Source organism: Pseudonocardia parietis (assembly GCF_017876315.1).
Classification (GTDB): domain Bacteria; phylum Actinomycetota; class Actinomycetes; order Mycobacteriales; family Pseudonocardiaceae; genus Pseudonocardia; species Pseudonocardia parietis.
Genome location: NZ_JAGINU010000001.1, coordinates 6,103,785 through 6,124,369, shown reverse-complemented (window position 1 = coordinate 6,124,369; position 20,585 = coordinate 6,103,785). Strand labels below are relative to the sequence as shown.

The 20,585-nt window shown below is 74.7% G+C and carries 23 protein-coding genes; 22 read left to right on the top strand and 1 reads right to left on the bottom strand.

Annotated elements, in window-relative coordinates; genetic code table 11:
- The first annotated feature begins 11 nt into the window (after positions 1-11).
- The 17 genes from JOF36_RS28730 (at position 12) to JOF36_RS28650 (ending at position 14,928) form a co-directional block, all read left to right on the top strand.
- On the top strand, positions 12-1,130 hold the full coding sequence (locus JOF36_RS28730) for an amidohydrolase family protein (protein ID WP_210033118.1): 1,119 nt from the start codon (positions 12-14) through the stop codon (positions 1,128-1,130).
- Entirely contained in the window at positions 1,127-1,951 is an 825-nt protein-coding gene (locus JOF36_RS28725) for a CPBP family intramembrane glutamic endopeptidase (RefSeq protein ID WP_210033116.1), read from the top strand. Before JOF36_RS28730 ends, JOF36_RS28725 begins: the two co-directional genes overlap by 4 nt.
- Positions 1,952-2,100: 149 nt before the next feature.
- A complete protein-coding gene (rpsP, locus tag JOF36_RS28720) occupies positions 2,101-2,610 on the top strand; it encodes a 30S ribosomal protein S16 (protein WP_210033114.1) in 510 nt (169 codons plus the stop codon).
- A gap of 34 nt (positions 2,611-2,644) precedes the next feature.
- Positions 2,645-2,884 carry an RNA-binding protein gene (locus tag JOF36_RS28715; RefSeq protein WP_210033113.1) on the top strand — a complete coding sequence of 80 codons (240 nt, stop codon included), beginning with the start codon at positions 2,645-2,647 and terminating at the stop codon, positions 2,882-2,884.
- 17 nt (positions 2,885-2,901) lie between these two features.
- Positions 2,902-3,462, top strand: a complete 561-nt coding sequence (rimM, locus tag JOF36_RS28710) for a ribosome maturation factor RimM (RefSeq protein ID WP_210033112.1) — start codon at positions 2,902-2,904, stop codon at positions 3,460-3,462.
- Positions 3,463-3,563: 101 nt separating this feature from the next.
- Positions 3,564-3,779, top strand: a complete 216-nt coding sequence (locus JOF36_RS28705; RefSeq protein ID WP_210033111.1) for a helix-turn-helix domain-containing protein — start codon at positions 3,564-3,566, stop codon at positions 3,777-3,779.
- Between the two features lie 13 nt (positions 3,780-3,792).
- On the top strand, positions 3,793-4,335 hold the full coding sequence (locus tag JOF36_RS28700) for a Clp protease N-terminal domain-containing protein (protein WP_210033110.1): 543 nt from the start codon (positions 3,793-3,795) through the stop codon (positions 4,333-4,335).
- Between the two features lie 157 nt (positions 4,336-4,492).
- Entirely contained in the window at positions 4,493-5,263 is a 771-nt protein-coding gene (gene trmD, locus JOF36_RS28695) for a tRNA (guanosine(37)-N1)-methyltransferase TrmD (protein ID WP_210033109.1), read from the top strand.
- A gap of 280 nt (positions 5,264-5,543) precedes the next feature.
- Positions 5,544-5,903 carry a 50S ribosomal protein L19 gene (gene rplS, locus JOF36_RS28690; protein WP_210036305.1) on the top strand — a complete coding sequence of 120 codons (360 nt, stop codon included), beginning with the start codon at positions 5,544-5,546 and terminating at the stop codon, positions 5,901-5,903.
- Positions 5,904-5,945: 42 nt separating this feature from the next.
- Entirely contained in the window at positions 5,946-8,444 is a 2,499-nt protein-coding gene (lepB, locus tag JOF36_RS41100) for a signal peptidase I (protein ID WP_307862640.1), read from the top strand.
- A gap of 95 nt (positions 8,445-8,539) precedes the next feature.
- Positions 8,540-9,328, top strand: coding sequence for a ribonuclease HII (locus tag JOF36_RS28680; RefSeq protein ID WP_307862639.1), 789 nt, complete (start codon positions 8,540-8,542; stop codon positions 9,326-9,328).
- Positions 9,325-9,648: a DUF2469 domain-containing protein gene (locus JOF36_RS28675; RefSeq protein ID WP_210033108.1), complete on the top strand. Its 324-nt coding sequence runs from the start codon at positions 9,325-9,327 to the stop codon at positions 9,646-9,648. Before JOF36_RS28680 ends, JOF36_RS28675 begins: the two co-directional genes overlap by 4 nt.
- A 132-nt stretch (positions 9,649-9,780) precedes the next feature.
- On the top strand, positions 9,781-10,143 hold the full coding sequence (locus JOF36_RS28670) for a YraN family protein (RefSeq protein WP_210033107.1): 363 nt from the start codon (positions 9,781-9,783) through the stop codon (positions 10,141-10,143).
- The gene (locus JOF36_RS28665) at positions 10,143-11,657 is read left to right on the top strand and encodes a YifB family Mg chelatase-like AAA ATPase (RefSeq protein WP_210033105.1); all 1,515 of its coding nucleotides are present in this window, start codon (positions 10,143-10,145) and stop codon (positions 11,655-11,657) included. Before JOF36_RS28670 ends, JOF36_RS28665 begins: the two co-directional genes overlap by 1 nt.
- Positions 11,658-11,746: 89 nt before the next feature.
- Complete coding sequence (dprA, locus tag JOF36_RS28660; RefSeq protein WP_307862638.1) at positions 11,747-12,940, top strand: DNA-processing protein DprA; 1,194 nt, start codon at positions 11,747-11,749, stop codon at positions 12,938-12,940.
- 31 nt (positions 12,941-12,971) lie between these two features.
- A complete protein-coding gene (locus JOF36_RS28655) occupies positions 12,972-13,892 on the top strand; it encodes a tyrosine recombinase XerC (protein WP_210033091.1) in 921 nt (306 codons plus the stop codon).
- Positions 13,867-14,928, top strand: a complete 1,062-nt coding sequence (locus JOF36_RS28650) for a FliA/WhiG family RNA polymerase sigma factor (protein WP_210033085.1) — start codon at positions 13,867-13,869, stop codon at positions 14,926-14,928. The genes JOF36_RS28655 and JOF36_RS28650 overlap by 26 nt, the downstream gene beginning before the upstream one ends.
- Before the next feature lie 92 nt (positions 14,929-15,020).
- On the opposite strand, the gene JOF36_RS28645 is transcribed toward JOF36_RS28650, so the two are convergent.
- Positions 15,021-15,581 (bottom strand): M23 family metallopeptidase, encoded by a 561-nt coding sequence (locus JOF36_RS28645; RefSeq protein ID WP_307862637.1) that lies wholly within the window; start codon positions 15,579-15,581, stop codon positions 15,021-15,023.
- 775 nt (positions 15,582-16,356) lie between these two features.
- On the opposite strand from JOF36_RS28645, the gene rpsB reads away from it, so the two are divergent.
- The 5 genes from rpsB (at position 16,357) to JOF36_RS28620 (ending at position 20,519) form a co-directional block, all read left to right on the top strand.
- A complete protein-coding gene (gene rpsB / locus JOF36_RS28640; protein ID WP_210033082.1) occupies positions 16,357-17,274 on the top strand; it encodes a 30S ribosomal protein S2 in 918 nt (305 codons plus the stop codon).
- A gap of 95 nt (positions 17,275-17,369) precedes the next feature.
- Positions 17,370-18,185, top strand: coding sequence for a translation elongation factor Ts (tsf, locus tag JOF36_RS28635; protein ID WP_210033080.1), 816 nt, complete (start codon positions 17,370-17,372; stop codon positions 18,183-18,185).
- A 100-nt stretch (positions 18,186-18,285) separates the two neighbouring features.
- Complete coding sequence (frr, locus tag JOF36_RS28630; protein ID WP_210033078.1) at positions 18,286-18,843, top strand: ribosome recycling factor; 558 nt, start codon at positions 18,286-18,288, stop codon at positions 18,841-18,843.
- A 99-nt stretch (positions 18,844-18,942) separates the two neighbouring features.
- Positions 18,943-19,773 (top strand): phosphatidate cytidylyltransferase, encoded by an 831-nt coding sequence (locus JOF36_RS28625; protein WP_307862636.1) that lies wholly within the window; start codon positions 18,943-18,945, stop codon positions 19,771-19,773.
- The gene (locus JOF36_RS28620; RefSeq protein WP_210033075.1) at positions 19,770-20,519 is read left to right on the top strand and encodes a class I SAM-dependent methyltransferase; all 750 of its coding nucleotides are present in this window, start codon (positions 19,770-19,772) and stop codon (positions 20,517-20,519) included. Before JOF36_RS28625 ends, JOF36_RS28620 begins: the two co-directional genes overlap by 4 nt.
- Positions 20,520-20,585 lie beyond the last annotated feature (66 nt).

The following is a 20,585-nucleotide window of genomic DNA, read 5'->3' as shown; positions in this document are numbered from 1 at the left end:
GGGTCGGCGCCATGGCCGATCTTCCAGCCGCGGGATGGCGGCTCCGCGGGACGCTCCTGGGGCCGGACGGCGCGCAGGGCGCCGACCTGTACGTCGACGCGTCCGGGCGGATCAGCCCGGAACCCCTGCCCGGAGCAGAGGACCTGGTCACGGGCGGCTGGATCGTGCCGGGGCTGGTCGACGCGCACTGCCACGTCGGGCTCGGGCCGCGGGGCGCGGTCACCGATCTCGAGGAGTGCGCGGACCAGGCCCGCACCGACCGGGACGCGGGCACCCTGCTCATCCGGGACTGCGGCTCGCCGGTCGACACCTCGCCGCTGCAGGCCCGCGACGACCTGCCGGAGATCATCCGGGCGGGGCGGCACGTGGCCCGGCCCAAGCGCTACATCTCCGGCGTGGCCGCCGAGCTCGACGACCCGCGGCTGCTCGTCGACGAGGTCCGCACCCAGGCCGCCCGCGGCGACGGCTGGGTGAAGCTGGTCGGCGACTGGATCGACCGCGGCCTCGACGACGGTGCGGACCTCGCCCCGCTCTGGCCGGACGAGGTGCTGGCAGAGGCGATCGCGGCCGCCCACGACGCCGGGGCCCGGGTCACCGCGCACGTCTTCGGCGCCGACGCACTGCCCGGCCTGATCCGGGCCGGCATCGACTGCATCGAGCACGGCCCCGGGCTCACCGACGACCTGATCTCCGAGATGGCCGAGCGGGGCACCGCGCTCGTCCCCACCCTGATCAACGTCGAGACGTTCCCGTCCATCGCCGAGCAGGCGACGACGAAGTACCCGCGCTACGCCGGCCACATGCGCGACCTGTACGCCCACGCCTGGGAGACGACCGGGAAGGCGATCGAGGCGGGGGTCGCCGTCTACGCGGGCACCGACGCCGGGGGCGGTATCGAGCACGGCCGGATCGCCGACGAGATCGTCGAGCTGGGCCGGGTCGGGCACCCGGACCCGATCGGCGCGGCGAGCTGGGCGGCACGGACCTGGCTGGGCCGACCGGCGGGCCCGGCGCCGGGCGCACCGGCCGATCTCGTCGTCTACGACCGTGACCCGCGCGACGACCTCGGCGCGCTGCGGGCCCCGTCGGTGGTCCTGATCCGCGGGCGTCGGGTATCTGTGGGGACATGAGCTCTCCGCCGGGACCACCCGGGCCACCGGCCGGCCCGTACCCCGGCGGACCGGGCCCGTACCCGGGCGCGCCCACCGGCGCTCCCGGCCCCTACGGTCCTCCGCCGTCCGGGCCCTTCGGCCTCACTCCGTCCCCGACCCCGCGGGTGCGCTGGGGACTCTGGGCGTTCCTGGTCGTGGAGGTCGTCTTCCTGGCGTCGTCGGCGGCGGTGGCGTTCGCACTGGGCGTCGACTCGGCCGCCGAGGTCCTGCTCGCGCTGGTGATCCCGACGATGCTGGCCGCCCTGACCTGTGTGCTGTGGACCAGCTGGCGGGGTGACGGCCCCGGCGCCGACCTCGGCCTGCGGTTCCGCTGGGAGGACGTGGGCGTCGGCCTGCTGGTCGGCGTCGCGGGGTTGTTCGTCACGGTGCCCGCCGCGCTGGGCTACCTCTACCTGGTCGGACCGGAGCTCGACACCTCGGTCGGGCTCGCGCTCGAGGGGATCACGGCGAGCTGGCCGGTCGCGCTGGCCGTCATGGTCGGCGTGGTGGTGATCGCCCCGATCTGTGAGGAGATCGTCTACCGCGGCCTGCTCTGGAACGCGGTGGCGAAGTGGATCGCGAACCCCTGGATCGTGTTCGTGGCCACCACGGCGGTCTTCGCGATCGCGCACCTGGAGCTCCTGCGGGCGCCGTTGCTGTTCGTCGTGGCGCTCCCGCTGGGGGTGGCGCGGATCCTCACGGGCCGGATCACGGCGAGCATCGTGGCGCACGCGGTCAACAACTTCCTGCCCGGCCTGGCCCTCGCGCTCATGCTGGTCGGGGCGCTCCCCACGGTGTGAGTGCCGTCTGGCAGAATGGCCGATCGGGTCCGTGGCCGGCCCTCTAACCAGCCACGGCCGATGACCTTCGAGTGAGCGAGCCCGTACCCCACGCGAGCGCCAGCTGACTCATCGCAGCACGACACGACATTCGCGAGGAGCACCACAGCGTGGCCGTCAAGATCAAGCTGATGCGTCTGGGCAAGATCCGCCAGCCGTACTACCGCGTCGTTGTCGCGGACGCCCGTACGCGCCGCAACGGCCGGGCCATCGAAGCGATCGGCAAGTACCACCCGAAGAGCGAGCCGAGCCTGATCGAGATCGACTCGGACCGTGCGCAGTACTGGCTGGGCGTCGGCGCGCTGCCGACCGAGTCGGTGCAGAACCTGCTCGAGGTCACCGGCGACTGGCAGAAGTTCAAGGGCCTGCCGGGCACCGAGGGCACCCTGAAGCCGCAGCCGGAGAAGGTCGACAAGCGCGCCCGTTTCGCCCAGGCCCTGGCCGAGGCGAACGACGAGCCGAGCACCGCGGCCACCACGCCGAAGAAGAAGGGCGGCTCGCCGGAGCGCGTGGGCAAGACCGCCGACGCCGCCCCGGCCGCTGCCGCGACGAAGAGCGACGACGTCGTCGACGCCACCAAGGACGCCGACAAGCCGGCCACCGAGTCGACCGAGTCGTGACGGCCGACGTGCTCGCTACCGCGGAGGCCGCATCGTGACTGTGTTGGCGGACGCGCTCGAGCACCTCGTGCGCGGTATCGTCGATCATCCCGACGACGTGCGGGTGGACCTGGTCACCGGGCGGCGCGGTCGGATCCTCGAGGTCCGCGTGCACCCGGAGGACCTGGGCAAGGTGATCGGCCGCGGTGGCCGCACCGCCACCGCCCTGCGCAACGTCATCGGTGGCGTGGGCGGTCGCGGAGTGCGGGTCGACGTGGTCGACACCGACCGGTGACGAGCCGCGCCGCCCGCGTGTCCGACGCATCCGACGACGCCGGCCGGGCCCCCGAGGTCCTGGTCGGCGTCGTCGTGCGTGTGCACGGACTGCGCGGGGAAGTCGTCGTCGAGGCGCGGACCGACTCGCCGGGTGAGCGGTTCGCGCCCGGTGCGGTCCTGCGCGGCCGCCGCCGGAGCGGTCCGGGCCCCGGCGAGCTGACGGTGCGCAGTGCCCGCGCGCACTCGGGGCGCTGGCTGGTCCTGTTCGAGGGTGTCGCCGATCGCGACGCGGCCGAGGGACTGCGCGGGACGCAGCTCATCGTGCCGACCGCCGAGCTGGCCGAGCCCGAGGACCCGGAGGAGTTCCACGTCCACCGGCTCACCGGCCTACGGGCCGAGCTGGTCGACGGCACCGTCGCCGGAACCGTCACCGACGTCGTCCACGGTCCGGGCGGGTCCCTGCTGGTCGTGCGCCGGCCGGCCGGGCACGACGCCCTGGTCCCGTTCGTCGCCGCGCTCGTCCCGACGGTCGACGTCGAGGGTGGACGTGTCGTCCTCGACCCGCCCGAGGGGCTGCTCGACCCCGACTCGGACTGATCTCCCCACGGCCCGGTGTCCTCGTGACACCGGGCCGTTCTCGTGCCGCTGTTGTCAACCGAAGTTGACAACTCGGTGCGTGTCAACCTATGTTGACAGGCATGAGCGATGCGACGGCGGTGGCGGCTGCGGCGTCCAGCAAGGACCCGGCCGTCGGTCTGCGGGCGGTGGCGGCCCTGCGCGATCTGCAGGAGTCCCTGGAGGAGCTCCAGGTGACCAGTGCCCGGGACCAGGGCTGGTCCTGGCAGCAGGTCGCCGACGCGCTGCACGTCAGCCGGCAGGCGGTCCACAAGAAGTACCGCCGGCTCGGCCTGTAGAGGGGAGAGGCACATGTTCGAGAAGTTCACCGAACCGGCCCGGCGCGCGGTGGTGCTCGCCCAGGAACAGGCGCGTGAGCGGCGGTCCGGCCGGATCGGCCCGGAGCACCTGCTCGTCGCCCTCCTGCGCCTGCCGGGGACACCGGGGGAGGAGCTGCTGCGCGAGGCCGGTGTCGGCGCCGATGAGGTCGAGGGTGGCCTCGCGGCGGCGGGCCCGCACGACGCGGCGGCGCTGGCCACCCTGGGCATCGACCTCGACGAGGTCCGCCGGTCGGCCGAGGAGTCGTTCGGTGAGGGTGCGCTGGAGCGCGCCGGGGGCCGGCGCGGGCACTGGTTCCCCGGGCACATCCCGTTCGAGAAGACGTCGAAGAAGGCACTCGAGCTCGCGCTGCGCGAGGCGGTCCGGCTCGGGGACCGCCACATCGGCACCGAGCACGTCCTGCTCGGGTTGCTGCATCCCGAGCACGCCGCGTCGCGGGTCCTGGGCGAGCACGGGGTCACCCTGGCCGGGATGCGCCGGGCGGTCGCCGAGCGCCCGGGCCGCCGGGCGGGCTGACCCGGTCGATCCTGCGTTCACGGGACCGGGCCACCGGCGACGGCCCATGAGGGCACACGAGCGTCGTCGACGCATGATCGGAATGCGCTCTCGTGCCCGTCGTGGGTCCGCAGGCCCTGGGTGGGGCCTCGGGTCGGTGCCTGCGACGATCCGGCGCGTGCGGATCGACGTCGTCACCATCTTCCCGTCCTACCTCGAACCGTTGCGTGAGGCGCTGCTGGGCCGGGCGATCGAGCGCGGGCTGCTCGAGGTCGCGGTACACGACCTGCGGCACTGGACCCACGACGTGCACCAGGCAGTGGACGACGCCCCGTACGGCGGTGGCCCCGGCATGGTGATGCGCCCGCAGGTCTGGGGCGAGGCGCTCGACGAGGTGCTGGACGGCCCGCCTGCACGGCTGGTCGTCCCGACCCCGGCGGGGCGGCCGTTCTCCCAGGCCACCGCACGCGCCTGGGCGTCCGAGTCACGCCTGGTCTTCGCCTGTGGCCGGTACGAGGGCATCGACGAGCGCGTGCTGCTCGACACCCGCGGCCGTGGTGTCGAGGTCGAGGAGGTCTCGATCGGCGACTACGTGCTCGTCGGTGGGGAGGTCGCGGTGCTGGTGATGGTGGAGGCCGTCGCCCGGCTGCTGCCCGGGGTGCTCGGCAACCCGCGCTCCGCGCAGGAGGACTCGTTCTCCGACGGACTGCTCGAAGGCCCGGCCTACACCCGGCCCGAGACATGGCGGGGGCTGTCCGTGCCGGAGGTCCTGCGCGGCGGCAACCACGCCGCGATCGGACGGTGGCGGCGCGACCGCGCCCTCGAGCGGACCCGCGACCGGCGCCCCGACCTGATCGAGGCCCTCCCGGAGGGGACCCTGGACGCCGCCGACCGCGCGGTACTGACCGCCGGGCGGACCGGCGACGGTGCCGGAGTGGACCCCGCCTGAGCGTCACCGCCGGCCACCGGACCACCGGGTGTCCGGGCCCTTCGGCCCGTCTGGCACTATGAACCAGTTGCCAGCGCCGCGTGCGGTGCCCGGCGACGGCTGCGTGCGCCGGTCGGCGAGACCGGGCATGGCGCGGGCCGTGCCGGAGCCCGCCACCCGGACGAAGCGTCCCACCGACGAGGTGCGGACGGCCCGGGTGGCCCGGGAGGAAAACCCCCGGAACGACCCGGGGCTGCACCGCACGACCCGCACGAACGACACACGAGGACGGACCGTCGACATGAACACCCTGGACGCTCTGGACGCGCAGACCCTGCGCTCCGACATCCCGAACTTCCGGCCCGGGGACACGCTCAAGGTGCACGTGAAGGTCATCGAGGGCAGCCGGACCCGGACCCAGGTCTTCCACGGCGTGGTGATCCGCCGCCAGGGCGCAGGCGCCCGGGAGACCTTCACCGTCCGCAAGATCTCGTTCGGCGTCGGCGTCGAGCGCACCTTCCCGGTGCACACGCCGAACATCGACAAGATCGAGGTCGCCACCCGTGGCGACGTCCGCCGGGCGAAGCTGTACTACCTCCGTGAGCTGCGCGGCAAGGCTGCGAAGATCAAGGAGCGTCGGGAGGCGCCGTCCGCGTCCTGACCGTCACTCAGTCGTGACGGCCCGGTGACGTAATCTCGACGCGTGGCCTTCCCCGAGCTCCCCGATGACCGCCGGGCCCGCCCCCGGCGGTATCGCGGTGGCGATGCCCCCGAGCGGACAGGCCGGCGGCGGGCCCCCGAGGACCCGCCGCCCCCCGGTCCGGAGGCAGCTGCCGACGAGCAGGACTGGCTGCTGGGAACCGCGCTGCAGCACGGCGTCGCGGTGAACGACGACGCCGAGGACGCTGCCGAGCCCGCACCCCGCGGGGTGCGGACCCGGCAGGCGCCGGAGACCGGCGGCGAGCAGCCTCGCGGACGGCGTTACCGCAACGGATTCGAGGAGCTGGCCGGCGAACGTTCGGCCCGGCGCGGCGCCCACGGCGACGGGAACGGCGCTCCGCCCGCGAACGGCCACGGCCCCGCCGGCCACAGCGCCGGCCCCGGTGCCGGTGGCAACGGGACCCACGGTCGTCCCGACGACGAGAGTTCCGACCCGCTGCGTGCCCGCTACGCCGAGCGGCTGCGTGACGCCCGTCCCTACGAGGCCGGCTCGGCGCAGGGCACCGGTCGTCGGCGCGCGGACGAGCGGTCCTGGCCCCCGGCCGGGCAGCCCGGCGGCCACCGCCGTGAGACCGGAGCCCCGCCCCCTCCGGGAGACGCCACCGGCGCGCACCGGCGTGCGCCCGAGGGAGGAGCCGGTTCCCGCAGGCGGGCCCCCGAGGGCGGCACCGGCCGGCACGGCGCCTACGACGGCGGACCGGTCCCGTCCGACGCGCCCCCCGCCCGTAACCAGGGCGGCCATGACGACCGCGCGCGATACGACCACGCGCCCACCGGGCCCGACGGCGCCGCCGGTCGCCCCCGCAGGCCAGGCCCCGACGCGGGGCCGCCCCGTCGGCACGGCGACACCACCGCGTTCGACGGTGCCGCGCCCGCGAGCGGCCGCCCGCGTCGCGGCGGGCCGCCGCCCGATGCCTCCGGTCCCGCCGGTGGGCCGCCCGAGCACGCTCCCCGGGAGCCCCGGGCCCGCCGGGGCCCACCGCCCGGCGCCGCTGCCGGTCCCGACGGCGGGATGTCGCAACGCCACCGCGGTCCGCAGGCGCCCCCCGATGTCCCGGCCGGGGCCGACGGCGGGCCACCGCAGAGCCCCCGCGGCCCGCAGCAGCCACCGCCGCGCCCTCCCGCCGGGTTCGGCGGTCCCGCGCCCCGGCAACCCCGCGGTCCGCAGGCTCCGCCCGACGGGTACCGCAGCCCCGTGGCACCCGGCTTCGAGCCGGGTGGCGCGCCGGCGCCCGACCGTCCCGCTCCGCCGCGCGGCCCCGTCCCGCCGGACGCCCCGCCCGCCGGTGCCGGCGGCCCCGTCCGTCCCGGCCCCGTGCCGGGCGGCCCCGCCGGGAACCGCGGGCCGAGCCCGGCCGAGGACGTCGATCCCGACGAGGACTTCCCGCCGGACAGCGGCGCGCCGGAGGCCACCGGGACCGTCGGCCGTATCTCGCGGCGTCGGCGCGGGCTCGGCGAGCCGCCTGCCGGTGCCGGGCCCGGCACCGACGAGTCATCCGCGGATCCGCCGGACGACGAGTCCGAGACCGGACCGGACGCCGCCGAGGACCGGGAACCGCGCGCGGGTAGGCGTCCCGGGCCGGTGGGCATCGGCGGGCGCCTCGCCGCCTTCGCGGGACTCGGCAAGGACGCGGACGGCGAGAAGCGCCAGCTCTCGTTCTGGAAGGAGCTGCTGCTCCTCGCCGGTGTCGCGATCCTGCTGACGATCCTGATCCAGACGTTCCTGGCGAAGGTCTACGTGATCCCGTCCGGGTCGATGGAGACGACGCTGCACGGCTGCACCGGCTGCACCAACGACCGGGTGCTCGTCGACAAGGTCACCTACAACTTCACCGACATCTCGCCGGGCGACATCGTGGTCTTCCGGGGCACCGACGGCTGGGCGAGCGAGTCCTACACCGGTGAGGGCTCGGAGAACCCGCTGCTGCGCGGGCTGGAGTCGCTCGGGTCGCTGGTGGGGATCGCTCCGCCGGACGAGAAGGACTTCGTCAAGCGGGTGATCGCCGTCGGGGGGCAGACCGTCGCCTGCTGCGACGCGCTCAACCAGGTGATGGTGGACGGCCAGCCGCTCGAGGAGCCCTACGTCTACTACCTCCCCGAGGCGGGACCGGCGAGACAGATACCGTTCGGGCCCGTCACGGTGCCCGAGGGCGAGTACTGGATGATGGGCGACTCGCGGAACAACTCCGCGGACTCGCGGGCGGCCGGGCACGGCCCGATCCCCGACGAGAACATCATCGGCAAGGTGCGGCTGGTGGTGCTGCCGTTCGACCGGTTCGGCTGGGTGAGCGCCGTCGACCCGCAGACGACGGCGACCGCCGCCGCGACACCGGGGCTGCCTGACGGCGTCCCGCTGGCGCTCGGCATCATGGGGGCCTTCCCGCTCGCCGTCGGCCGGCGCCGGACGCTCCGTGCCCGCGCCGAGGCCGAGCGGTTCCTGCCCGCGACGCGCCGCCCACCCCGGTGGCGCCGGAGATCCTGACCGGGAGCGCCGTGCCGGTACCCCCCGACCACGCCCGTACGGCCGCGGTGCCTCGACGCACCCGCGGTGCGCCGGGTGCCGGACGACGGCACCCGGTGCGCGTACTGCCCGACGGACTGCGTCCGCCCCGGGCGATCGTCCGCGACGCCGGGAACTGGACCCTGCAGTCGGTACTGCAGCGCTACGGCCTCGGCCCGGTCGCCGGCGTCGACGAGGCGGGGCGCGGCGCGAGCGCCGGGCCGCTCGTCGTGGCGTCGTGCGTGCTGCGGCCGGCCGATGCGAAGGCACTCGAGGGCCTCACCGACTCGAAGCTGCTGACGCCGGCGGCACGCGAGCACTGGTACGGCCGGATCACGAAGCGGGCCCTGGACCTGGCGGTGATCGTGATCCCGGCCGCCGAGGTGGACCGGCGGGGTGTGCACATCGCGAACATCGAGGGCATGCGGCGCGCGGTCGCCGGCCTCACCACGGTCCCGCCCGGGTACGTGCTCACCGACGGCTTCCGGGTCCGCGGCTTCGGCAGGCCTGCGCTCGCGGTGCCGAAGGGCGACCAGGTCGCGGCCTGTATCGCGGCGGCGTCGGTCCTGGCGAAGGTCACCCGGGACCGGATCATGACGGGGCTGGACGTCGAGTACGGGGCGTACGGCTTCGCCGTGCACAAGGGCTACAACACCCCCGAGCACGAGGCGGCGCTGCACGAGCACGGGCCGTGTGCGGAGCACCGGTTCTCGTTCGCGAACGTCGCCGCGGTGGCCGGGCGCGGGGCGCCGATCGGGCTGGTCCACAATGAGGGTGTCCCCGAGGACGTGTTCGGTGACGCCGATGAGGCGGAGCCGGACCGGTGGGAGCCGATGGAGATCGTCACAGGAGGAGCAGGCCGGTGAGCGCCGAGGATCTCGAGAAGTACGAGACCGAGATGGAGCTCACGCTCTACAAGGAGTACCGCGACATCGTCGCGCAGTTCTCCTACGTGGTGGAGACGGAGCGCCGGTTCTACCTGGCCAACTCGGTCGACGTTGCCCCGCGCAACGCCGACGGCGAGGTCTACTTCGAGGTGCGGATGTCCGACGCGTGGGTCTGGGACATGTACCGGCCGGCGCGGTTCGTGAAGAACGTGCGGGTGGTGACGTTCAAGGACGTCAACATCGAGGAGCTCGACACGCCCGACCTGCGGCTGCCCGACACCGACGCGTTCCCCGGCTGAGGCTCGCACACCCCACCGACACGCACGGCGTCGACCGCCCGCGGTCCGCGGTGCCGATCCCCAAGTGGGGAATCCGTCCACAGGCTGCCGGTTCGCCGGTCCGCAGCGTCGCCGCGGCCCGATGGTGGATCCATGGCTGCGAAGGACGAGCTCGGCCGTCGCGGTGAGGACACCGCCGCCGAGTACCTCGAGCGGGAGCACGGGATGGTCGTGCTGTTCCGCAACTGGCGATGCAAGGACGGCGAGCTCGACATCATCGCCACCGACCCTGCGCGAAGGCTGATCGTCTGCGAGGTGAAGACCCGGTCGGGCACCCGCTACGGCGAGCCCGCCGAGTCGATCACCCCGCGCAAGATGCGCCGGATCCGCGGGCTGGCCCGTACCTGGATGGCCGCCCACCACCTGGCCTGGACCGAGGTGCGGTTCGACGTCGTCGCGGTCCTGATGCCCCCGGGCCGCCCGGCCACGCTCACCCACTACCCGGCGGCGTTCTGATGAGGCACCCGGCGCGGGTGTGGTCGGTCGCCCTGCACGGTGTCGACGGTGTCCCGGTGGAGATCGAGGCGGCGATCGGCGGCGGCATGCCCGGGGTGCATCTGGTCGGGCTGCCGGACGCCGCGCTCAACGAGGCGAAGGACCGGGTCCGGTCCGCGGTCGTGCACTCCGGGCGGACCTGGCCGAACGAGCGGATCGTGCTCGCACTGTCCCCGGCGACCCTGCGCAAGTCCGGCAGTCGGTTCGACCTCGCGCTCGCCTGCGGAGTGCTGACGGCCGCCGGTGCGATCCCGCCGGACCGGCTGCGGGGCACCGCGCTGCTCGGCGAGCTCGCGCTCGACGGCAGGCTGCGCCCGGTCCGCGGTGTGCTCCCGTGCCTACTCGCCGCCCGCGACGCGGGCATGGCCCGCGCGGTCGTCCCCCGGGCGGCGCTCGCCGAGGCGGCCCTGGTCGACGGCCTGGCGTCCTACGGCGCCGAGACGCTCTCCGAGGTCCTGGACTGGGCCGCGGGCGGCCGGGATCTCCACCGGGTCCCGGTCGTCACCGGTCCCGGTCCGGTCGCCGCCCCTCCCGAGCTCGCCGAGGTGCTCGGGCAGGGCGACGCCCGGCGCGCCCTGGAGATCGCCGCCGCCGGTGGTCACCACCTGCTGATGGTCGGCCCGCCCGGTACCGGCAAGACCATGCTCGCCCAGCGGATCGTCGGGTTGCTCCCCGAGCTGGGCCGGGCGGAGGCACTGCAGCTGGCGGCGATCCGTTCGGTGGCAGGCCGGCTGGGGGACTCGGCCCCGCTGAGCACGCTCGCGCCGTTCGTCGCGCCGCACCACTCCGCCTCGGCCGCGGCGCTGCTCGGCGGCGGCAGCGGCGTGGCCCGGCCCGGTGCGGTCTCGCTGGCGCACCGGGGGGTGCTCTTCCTCGACGAGGGCCCGCACTGGCCCGCCTCGGTGCTCGACTCGCTGCGCACCCCGCTGGAGGAGGGCGAGGTGCGGCTCTCACGCGCCGACGGCACCGTCCGCTACCCCGCCCGGTTCCAGCTGGTGCTCGCGGCGAACCACTGCCCGTGTGCTCCGCCGGTCGACCGGGACTGCACCTGCCGGCCCGACGTCCGCCGCCGGTACATGTCGCGACTGTCCGGGCCGTTGCTGGACCGGGTCGACCTGCGGGTGGCGATGGAGCCGGTGACCGGTTTCTCGATCACCGGCGAGCGCGGCGAGGGCACCGTCACGGTGCGCGGCCGCGTGCTCGAGGCCCGCGCCGCGGCAGACGAGCGCTGGTCACAGCACGGCTGGCGGTGCAACGCCGAGGTCCCCGGCGCCGAGCTCCGAGCCCGCTTCCCGCTGCCTGCGGCGGTGCTGGAACCGCTGGAGAAACGGATGGAGGCGGGGGAGCTCAGCGCCCGGGGTGCCGACCGCGCTCTCCGCGTGGCCTGGACCCTTTCCGACCTTGCCGGGACCGACCGGCCGGACCGGGCCGACGTCGACGCCGCCCTGTACTTCCGTGAGCGGAGCGCGGCATGAACGGGCAGCAGCCGCCGGCCCCGCGCCGGGACGGTGCCGAACCGGTGACGGCCGGACCGGTGAGGGCCGGACCGGTGAGGGTCGGACCGGTGACTGTCGGACCGGCGGCGACCGGCCCGCCGGATCCGGGGGCCGCAGGCGGCTCCGCGGTACCCGAGGAGATCCTCCGGGCGCGGGCATACCTGCTGCGCAGTGTGGAACCGCCCAACCGGCGGCTGGTCCGGCTGATCGAGGAGTACGGGCCGGTCGAGGCCGCGGACCGGCTGCGCCGGGGCGCGGTGCCCGACGCGCTCCTGCGCGCCGCGACAGCCCGGCGCGGCACCGATCACAGCACCGCCGATCTCGAGGCCGCCGCGGCCGCCGGGGCCCGGCTGCTGGTGCCGGAGGACCCGCAGTGGCCGGTCTGGCCGTTCGCGGCGTTCACGACCGCGGAGAGCGGGCAGCTGGCGCCGCCGGTCGCCCTGTGGGCCCGCGGCCCCGGTGACGTCTCGGTCCTGGCGGACCGGTCGGTCACCGTCGTCGGGTCGCGCGCGGCGACCCGGTACGGGCTGCACGCCACCGCGGAGTTCGCGTCCGCGCTCGCCCGGCGCGGGGTGACGGTGTTCTCGGGGGCCGCGTTCGGCATCGACGCGGCCGCGCACCGCGGCGCGCTCGCGGTCGGGGCGCCGACGGTCGCCGTGCTGGCATGCGGCCCGGACCGGGCCTACCCGGCGGCGCACACCGGCCTGATCGAGCGGATCGCCGCGACCGGGCTGGTGCTCAGCGAGTACCCGCCGGGGACCGTCCCGGGCCGCTTGCGCTTCCTGGTCCGGAACCGGCTGCTCGCGGCGCTGGGAGCGGGATGCCTGGTCGTGGAGGCGGGCGCGCGCAGCGGGTCGCGCCGCACGGCCGCGGACTCGGCCGCGCTCGGCCGCCCGGTCATGGCGGTGCCGGGGCCGGTCACCTCGGCGCTGTCGGTCGGCTGCCACGAACTCGTCCGGAGCGGGCAGGCCCAGCTGGTGGGCCGGCCGGAAGACGTCCTGGAGACGGTCGGCCGGCTCGGGGTCGATCTCGCCGTGCCTCCGGCGGGGGAGCGCCGACCCACCGACGGCCTCGCCGCGGCGACCCTCGCCGTGCACGACGCCCTGCCGGCCCGCGCTGCGTGGCCGCCCGCCCGGATCGGGGAGGCCGCCGGCGTCGCAGCCGACGGGGTCCGGGCGGCGCTGACCGAGCTGGAGGAGCGTGGACTCGCCGAGTACCACCAGGGGCTCTGGCAACGCCCGGCGCGCCGGGGCGGTCCTTGACCGGGCCCCGCCCGCGGCGGACGGTTCTGCCATGGCGAGCGCTCCGGACCACGACCTCACGCCGGACGTCGCGGCGGCGCTGGAGGCCTTCACCGCCCACCTGCGGCACGAGCGTGGTCGGTCGCCGCACACGGTGCGGGCCTACCGCTCCGACCTCGCCGACCTGCTCAGCGGGCTGTCCGGGATCACCGCGCTGGACCTCGACCATCTGCGCCGGCGGCTCACGGCCACCCACTCCGCCGGGGCCGGGCGGGCCACCGTCGCCCGCCGCACGGCTGCCGCCCGCACGTTCTGCGCGTGGGCGGTCCGTACCGGGCGGCTCGACCACGACCCGGCCGCTCGGCTCGGTTCCCCGCGGGCCGCCACGGTCCTCCCGGATGTCCCGGCGGCGGACGAGACCGCCGCCGTCCTGGACGCGGTGATCGCGGGGGCGAACGAGGACGATCCGGAAGCGCTGCGCGACCTGTTGGTGCTCGAGCTGCTCTACGGCACCGGGATCCGGGTCGCCGAGCTGTGCGGCCTGGACCTGCACCAGGTCGACGAACCCGGCCGGACGCTGCGGGTCCGGGGCAAGGGCGACCGGGAACGCACCGTGGTGTTCGGTGTGCCCGCCGGGCGAGCACTGCGGCGGTGGCTCGACCACGGCAGGCCTGCCATCGCGACGCCCGCGTCCCCGGCGGCGCTGCTGCTCGGTGTCCGGGGCGGGCGGCTCGACCCACGCGTCGCCCGTACCGTCGTGCATCGCGCGATGCGGGCCGTGCCGGGCGCGACCGACGTCGGACCGCACGGGCTCCGCCATGCCGCCGCCACGCATCTGCTCGAAGGCGGAGCGGATCTCCGTTACGTACAGGAGTTGCTCGGTCACGCTACGCTGTCAACGACCCAGCTCTACACACACGTGACCGTTGATCGGCTGAAGGTGGTTCATGACCAGGCCCATCCTCGGGCGTGAAGGCCTCCGCCCGGCTCGCGAGCGGCCCGCCCCGTTCCCCGTCGTCCTGGCCTCGGCCCTCGACCGGGCAGCGCACGGCCTCGTGGGGCCCCCACCGGCCGGGCGCGCGGCGGTCCCGCTACGACCGGCCGACGACACCCCGGCGCCGATCGGCATCGCAGCGGCCCACCGGGAGGCCGGCCGTCCCCGGTCCGGATCCGGGGCCGGGCGCACGGTTCCGGTCCCGGGTTCCGGCCGGGCGGCGGACGACACGCCCGGGGCCGTTCGTGATCACCTGATCGAGACCGTCGAGCCGGCCGCGGTCCCGCTGTGGCGGGAGTTCCTCGAGGGCCGGGACGCGGGGTCCCGCCGCCGGCTGGTCGAGCACCACCTCCCGCTGGTCCGCGGGGTCGGTTCGAAGCTGGCCGTCCGGTTGCCCTCCTCCATCGAGCTGTCGGACCTGGTGCAGTCCGGAACCTTCGGGCTGATGGAGGCCGTCGACCGGTTCGACCCCGTCCGGGAGGTGCGGTTCGAGGGCTACGCCGCCCAGCGGGTCCGCGGGGCGATGCTCGACGAGCTGCGCGCCCAGGACTGGGTGCCGCGCACCGTGCGGGCCCGGATCCGGGAGGTCGAGCGGGCGCGTGAGGCGGTGCAGTCGAGGACCGGCCGCCCCGCCACCGACCGGGAGCTCGCCGCCGAACTCGGCGTCGGCCTGCGGGAGCTCCGTCTGGCAGGCCGGCCGATGCACCTGGTCAGCGTCGAGGACCTCGGCGAGATGGTGGCGCCGGCCCGGAGCGGGCTCGCCGCGCTCGTCGCCGACGAGGCCGACGACCCGGTCCTCGCCGCCGCCCGGCGGGAGACCGGCGGCGAGCTCCGGGCCGCGATCGCGCAGCTCGGCGAGCGGGACCGGACGGTGCTACGGCTCTACTACCTCGAGGACCACACCCTCGCCGAGATCGGCATGCTCCTCGGCGTGACCGAGTCCCGGGTCTGCCAGCTGCACTCCCGGATGATCACACGGCTGCGTGTCCGGATGAAACCCGCGCTCGCCGGCTGAGGGCCGGAATCGGGACTGCGTGATCGCCAGGTGTGTGCGGATCGGTGCCATATGGCACCGATCGGCACCGACCGCTCCTGCCGGTGACCGGCTCAGGACGGCGCGCCCTCCCACGGCAGCAGCCGCATCCGCGGCGGGCGCAGCAGGACCAGCGGGTCGAGGTGGTCGAGCCGGTCCCGCCGCACACCCCAGTGCAGGCACGCGGCCACGGGGCACCCGGCGTGCCCCGGGTCCAGGACGCCGATCGGGTCGCCCGCCGCGACCCGCGCCCCGGCGACGACGGCCGCCGCGACCGGCTCGTAGGTGCTGCGCAGGCCGTCCGGATGGTCCACCGAGACGACGCCGCGGCCGGCGACCGGTCCGGCGAACGCCACCACGCCCTCCCGGGCGGCGAGCACCGCCTGCCCCGGCGCGCCCGCCAGATCGGCGCCGCGGTGGCCGCGGCCGTACCGGAACGTCGGCTTCCGGAACGCGCCGGTCACCGCGGGGGTCGGGACCAGCGGCCAGGAGTACTGCGCCCCGGGCGCCGGAACGCCCGCACCCGGTGGCCGCGGCGGCGGGACGACCGGGCCGGCCGATGCCGGATCCGCTCGCGCGGCCCACGGAGTCGCTACCGCCAGCAGCATCACGATCACCGCCAGCGCGATCGTCACCCCCCGCAGGGCCGCCCGGAGCACCGAACGCCGCCGAACGCCCGCCGGAGCCCGGGCCGTCGCAGCCGCCGCCCGGGCCGGAGTCCGGGCCGTCGCAGCCGTCGCAGCCGTCGCAGTCGCCGCTCGAGCACACCGGCGCCACCGGCTACGGAGTGACCACCGAGCGGTCCGTCGTCGGCCCGGGTGGCCATACCGCCGCACCGACGCGGTCCGGTGGTGCCGCCGGTACCGGCCATCGACCTGGCGCGCGCCATCTGCAGGGGATCGCGCCGCCGACGGGGCACGCGACGGGCGACCCGGATCGGCGGCTCGACGCAGGAGGCCCATGCCGGGTAGTGCCGTCAGCGCCCGGCGGCGGGACGCGCGCAGGGTGGACGGGGTCGTCGGCATCTGCCGAGCCTGGGCCACGACCGCTCGCTCGGGCGGCTGACCTGCGACGTTGTGGACGGATCCGGCACTTGTGGACGGCCGCCCCCGGCGGCGGGCTCCGCTGCGGCCGGCAGGAGGGCCCCGGCGTACACTGGTAGCGCACCACGATCCGTCGTGGTGACTTCGCGCGTCCGCGTGCCCGGTCCGCCGTCCCCTGCAGGGTACGGCGCCGGGAACGGAGGCCGGGCGGTCCCGCGAACCCGCCGTCGTCGAGCAGTCGCCCGACAGCGGTACGGGGAACGGGTCCGGCTCCGTGGCGGGCGCCAGGGCGGTCCACCGACCGGTGGGCCCGCGACAACCGCACGCGCGGCCTCCGCCGCGCCCGATCGAGAGGTGAACGCAGGCCATGGCCGTCGTCACCATGAAGCAGCTGCTCGACAGCGGCGTGCACTTCGGGCACCAGACCCGTCGCTGGAACCCGAAGATGAAGCGCTACATCCTCACCGAGCGCAACGGCATCTACATCATTGACCTCCAGCAGACGCTGTCGTACATCGACCGCGCCTACGAGTTCGTGCGCGAGACCGTCGCGCACGGCGGGACGATCATGTTCGTCGGCACCAAGAAGCAGGCCCAGGAGGCCATCGCCGACGAGGCCGGCCGGGTCAACATGCCGTACGTGAACCAGCGCTGGCTGGGCGGCATGCTCACGAACTTCCAGACCGTGCACAAGCGGCTGCAGCGCCTCAAGGAGCTCGAGGCGATGGAGCAGACCGGCGGGTTCGAGGGGCGCACCAAGCGCGAGATCCTCACGCTCACCCGGGAGAAGGACAAGCTCGAGAAGACCCTCGGCGGTATTCGCGACATGTCCAAGGTCCCGTCCGCGGTCTGGATCGTGGACACCAAGAAGGAGCACATCGCCGTCGGCGAGGCCCGGAAGCTGAACATCCCGGTCGTCTCCATCCTGGACACCAACTGCGACCCGGACGAGGTCGACTTCCCGATCCCGGGCAACGACGACGCGATCCGTTCCGCGGCGCTGCTGACCAAGGTCATCGCGAAGGCCGCCGCCGACGGTCTGGTCGCCCGCGGCCAGCGCCGTGGCGAGGGTGAGGCCCCCGCCGAGCAGCCGCTCGCCGAGTGGGAGCAGGAAGTGCTGGCGGGCAACGAGGTCGGTTCGGACGGCGCGAGCCTGTCCGCCGCCGGTAGCGACGGCGCGGAGACCCCCGCGCCCGCCGCCGGCACCGAGGCCGCCGCCTCCGGTGGCGAGGGCGCGGAGGCCACCACGGCCCCGGCGTCGACCAGCAACGGCGCCCAGAGCTGATCCGCCGGAGTGGCCGGGCCGGGGCATGCCCCGGCCCGGCCACTCCCGGGATCCGGTGATCCATTCCCGTCACGACTCAGAGGACGAGACACCAGATGGCGAACTACACCGCCGCCGACGTCAAGCGGCTCCGGGAGCTCACCGGCTCCGGGATGATGGACTGCAAGAAGGCCCTCGAGGAGTCCGAGGGTGACTTCGACAAGGCCGTGGAGCTCCTGCGCATCAAGGGTGCGAAGGACGTCGGTAAGCGCGCCGAGCGCGCCACCGCGAACGGTCTGGTCGTCGCCGAGGGCGGCACCCTGGTCGAGCTGGACTGCGAGACCGACTTCGTCGCCAAGTCCGACGACTTCATCGCGCTGGCCGAGAAGATCGTCAAGGCCGCCGTCGAGCAGCGCCCGGCCGACCTGGCCGCGCTGACCGAGGCCAAGCTGGGCGACAAGACCGTCGGCGAGGCCGTGCAGGAGCTCTCCGCCCGCATCGGCGAGAAGTTCGAGCTGAAGCGCTACGCCCAGGTCGACGGCCCGACCGCGGTCTACCTGCACAAGCGCTCGACCGACCTGCCCCCGCAGATCGGCGTCGTGCTGTCCTACGAGGGCGGTGACGAGGAGGTCGCGCGCGGCCTGGCGATGCACATCGCCGCGATCCGCCCGCAGTACACCACTCGCGAGCAGGTCCCGGCGGAGGTCGTCGAGAACGAGAAGCGCATCGCCGAGGCCACCGCCCGCGAGGAGGGCAAGCCCGAGCAGGTGCTGCCGCGCATCGTCGAGGGCCGGATCAACGGCTTCTACAAGGACGTCGTGCTGCTGGAGCAGACCTCCGTGCAGGACAGCAAGAAGACCGTGAAGGCCGTCGCCGACGAGGCCGGCGTGACCATCAAGGACTTCGTCCGGTTCGAGGTCGGCCAGAGCTGATCTCCCACCTCCGTCCCGGGCGGTGCGGTACGCGCCGCCCGGGTGCGGAGGTGAGAGAATCGGGACCAACAGCGAGTACGACAGGCCGGGGGAAGCAACCGTGATCGAGGAAACCCTCTTCGACGTCGAGGAGAAGATGGAGAAGGCCGTTGCGGTCGCCCGCGACGACCTGACGGGCGTGCGCACCGGCCGGGCCACCCCGAACATGTTCTCCCGCCTCGTCGTCGACTACTACGGCGCCGCGACCCCGCTGAACCAGCTCGCGTCGGTCTCCATCCCGGAGGCGCGGATGGCCGTCATCAAGCCGTACGACGCCAGCCAGCTCAAGGCGATGGAGAAGGCGATCGCCGAGTCCGACCTCGGCGTGAACCCGAGCAACGACGGCCAGATCATCCGCGTGATCATCCCGGCACTGTCCGAGGAGCGCCGCCGTGACATGGTCAAGGTCGCCCGCTCCAAGGGTGAGGACGCCCGCGTCGTCGTGCGCGGCCTGCGCCGCAAGGCGATGGACGAGCTGCACCGCATCCAGCGCGACGGCGAGGCCGGCGAGGACGAGGTCGCGCGCGCCGAGAAGGAGCTGCAGAACGTCACCGACCGCTACGTCACGCAGGTCGACGAGCTGGTGAAGAACAAGGAATCCGAACTGCTCGAGGTCTGACGCCCGGTGACCTCCTCCTCCGACGCCGCCGTCCCCGTGACCTCCGACCTTCCCCGCTCGGGACCGGCCGGAAAGGCGACGTCGGGTGACGGACCTCCGGTGAAGACATCGAAGCGGTCCCGGCTGGGCCGCAACCTCGCCGCGGCGATCGCCGTCGGCGTCGGGCTGGGCGCACTGATCCTGGTCAGCCTGCTGATCGTCTCTGAGGGATTCGTCCTGGTACTGGCCGCGGTCACCGCGATCGGGACCTGGGAGCTCGCGGGTGCGTTGCGCCGCGGCGCCGACATCCGGGTCTCGTTGCCGGTCCTGCTGGCGGGCGGGCAGGCCGTCGTCTGGCTGTCCTGGCCGTTCGGCCTGCGCGGAGCCGCGATCGCGCTCGCCGCGACCGTGCTGGGCTGCCTGCTCTGGCGGATGCGCGAGGGCGCTGCCCACTTCGTGCGCGACATGAGCGCGTCGCTGTTCGTCGCCGTCTACGTTCCGCTGCTGGTCGCCTTCGCCGTCCAGCTGACCGTCGTGTCGCAGGGCGTCGGGCGCGTGCTGACCTTCCTGCTCTGCGTGATCGCCTCCGACGTCGGCGGCTACGCGGCCGGCGTCGTCGCCGGCAGGCACCCGATGGCCCCCACGATCAGCCCGAAGAAGTCCTGGGAGGGCTTCGCCGGCTCGCTGGTGGCCGGCATGGTCGCCGGGTCGCTGTGCGTCGCGCTGCTCCTGGATGCCTCCTGGTACTGGGGCACCCTGGTCGGCGCCCTGCTCGTCGCCACCGCCACGCTCGGCGATCTCGTCGAGTCGCTCATCAAGCGGGACCTCGGCATCAAGGACATGGGCACGCTGCTGCCCGGGCACGGTGGGCTGATGGACCGGCTGGACTCCCTGCTGCCGACCGCGTTCGTCGCCTGGGCGGCGCTCGGGATCATCGTCCCGGTCGCGTGAGGCGCACGTACACCGGGTTCGGCGGACAGCAGAAGTCCGGCCCGGCGATCCCGAGCCCGAACATCTGGAACTGGCCCGAGGTCTACGAGACCGAGAACCGCGCGCAGGACGCCGGCGGCGAGCTCTGGTCGGCGCTGCGGGAGGAGACCGGTGGCTGGGCCGGTCTCGACGTCGTCGACGTCGGCTGCGGCGACGGTTTCCACCTGCGCCGGTTCGCCGAGGACGCCGCGTCGGTGACCGGGGTCGAACCGCACCCGCCGCTGGTCGCGCGGGCCCGCCGGCGGTGTGCCGGCGACACCCGGATCAGCGTGCACGCCGGCGGTGCCGAGCAGCTCCCGCTGCCGGACGCGAGTGCCGACCTCGTCCATGCCCGCACCGCGTACTTCTTCGGCCCCGGGTGCGAGCCGGGGCTCGCGGAGGCCGAGCGGGTGCTGCGCCCCGGCGGGATGCTCGCCGTCGTCGACCTCGACTTCGCGTCCCGGCCGTACGGGACCTGGCTGCGCGCCGACCTGCCGCGCTACGACCCACCCGCGGTCGACCGGTTCTTCGCCGGTCACGGGTTCGCGCTGCGCCGGGTGGCCTCCACCTGGCGCTTCGCCGGGCGAGCGGACCTGGAGGAGGTCCTGCGCATCGAGTTCTCGAAGGCCACCGCACGGAAGGCGATCGCGGACGTCCCGGACCTCACGATCCGGGTGGGCTACCGCCTGCACACCCGCCGCCGCCCCACCGGACTGGTCCTGCCGTAGGGCGCACCCCGCGAGGGGCACACCAGTGCTCCCGGCCCATGATCGAACTACTCTGGCGCGCCCCTC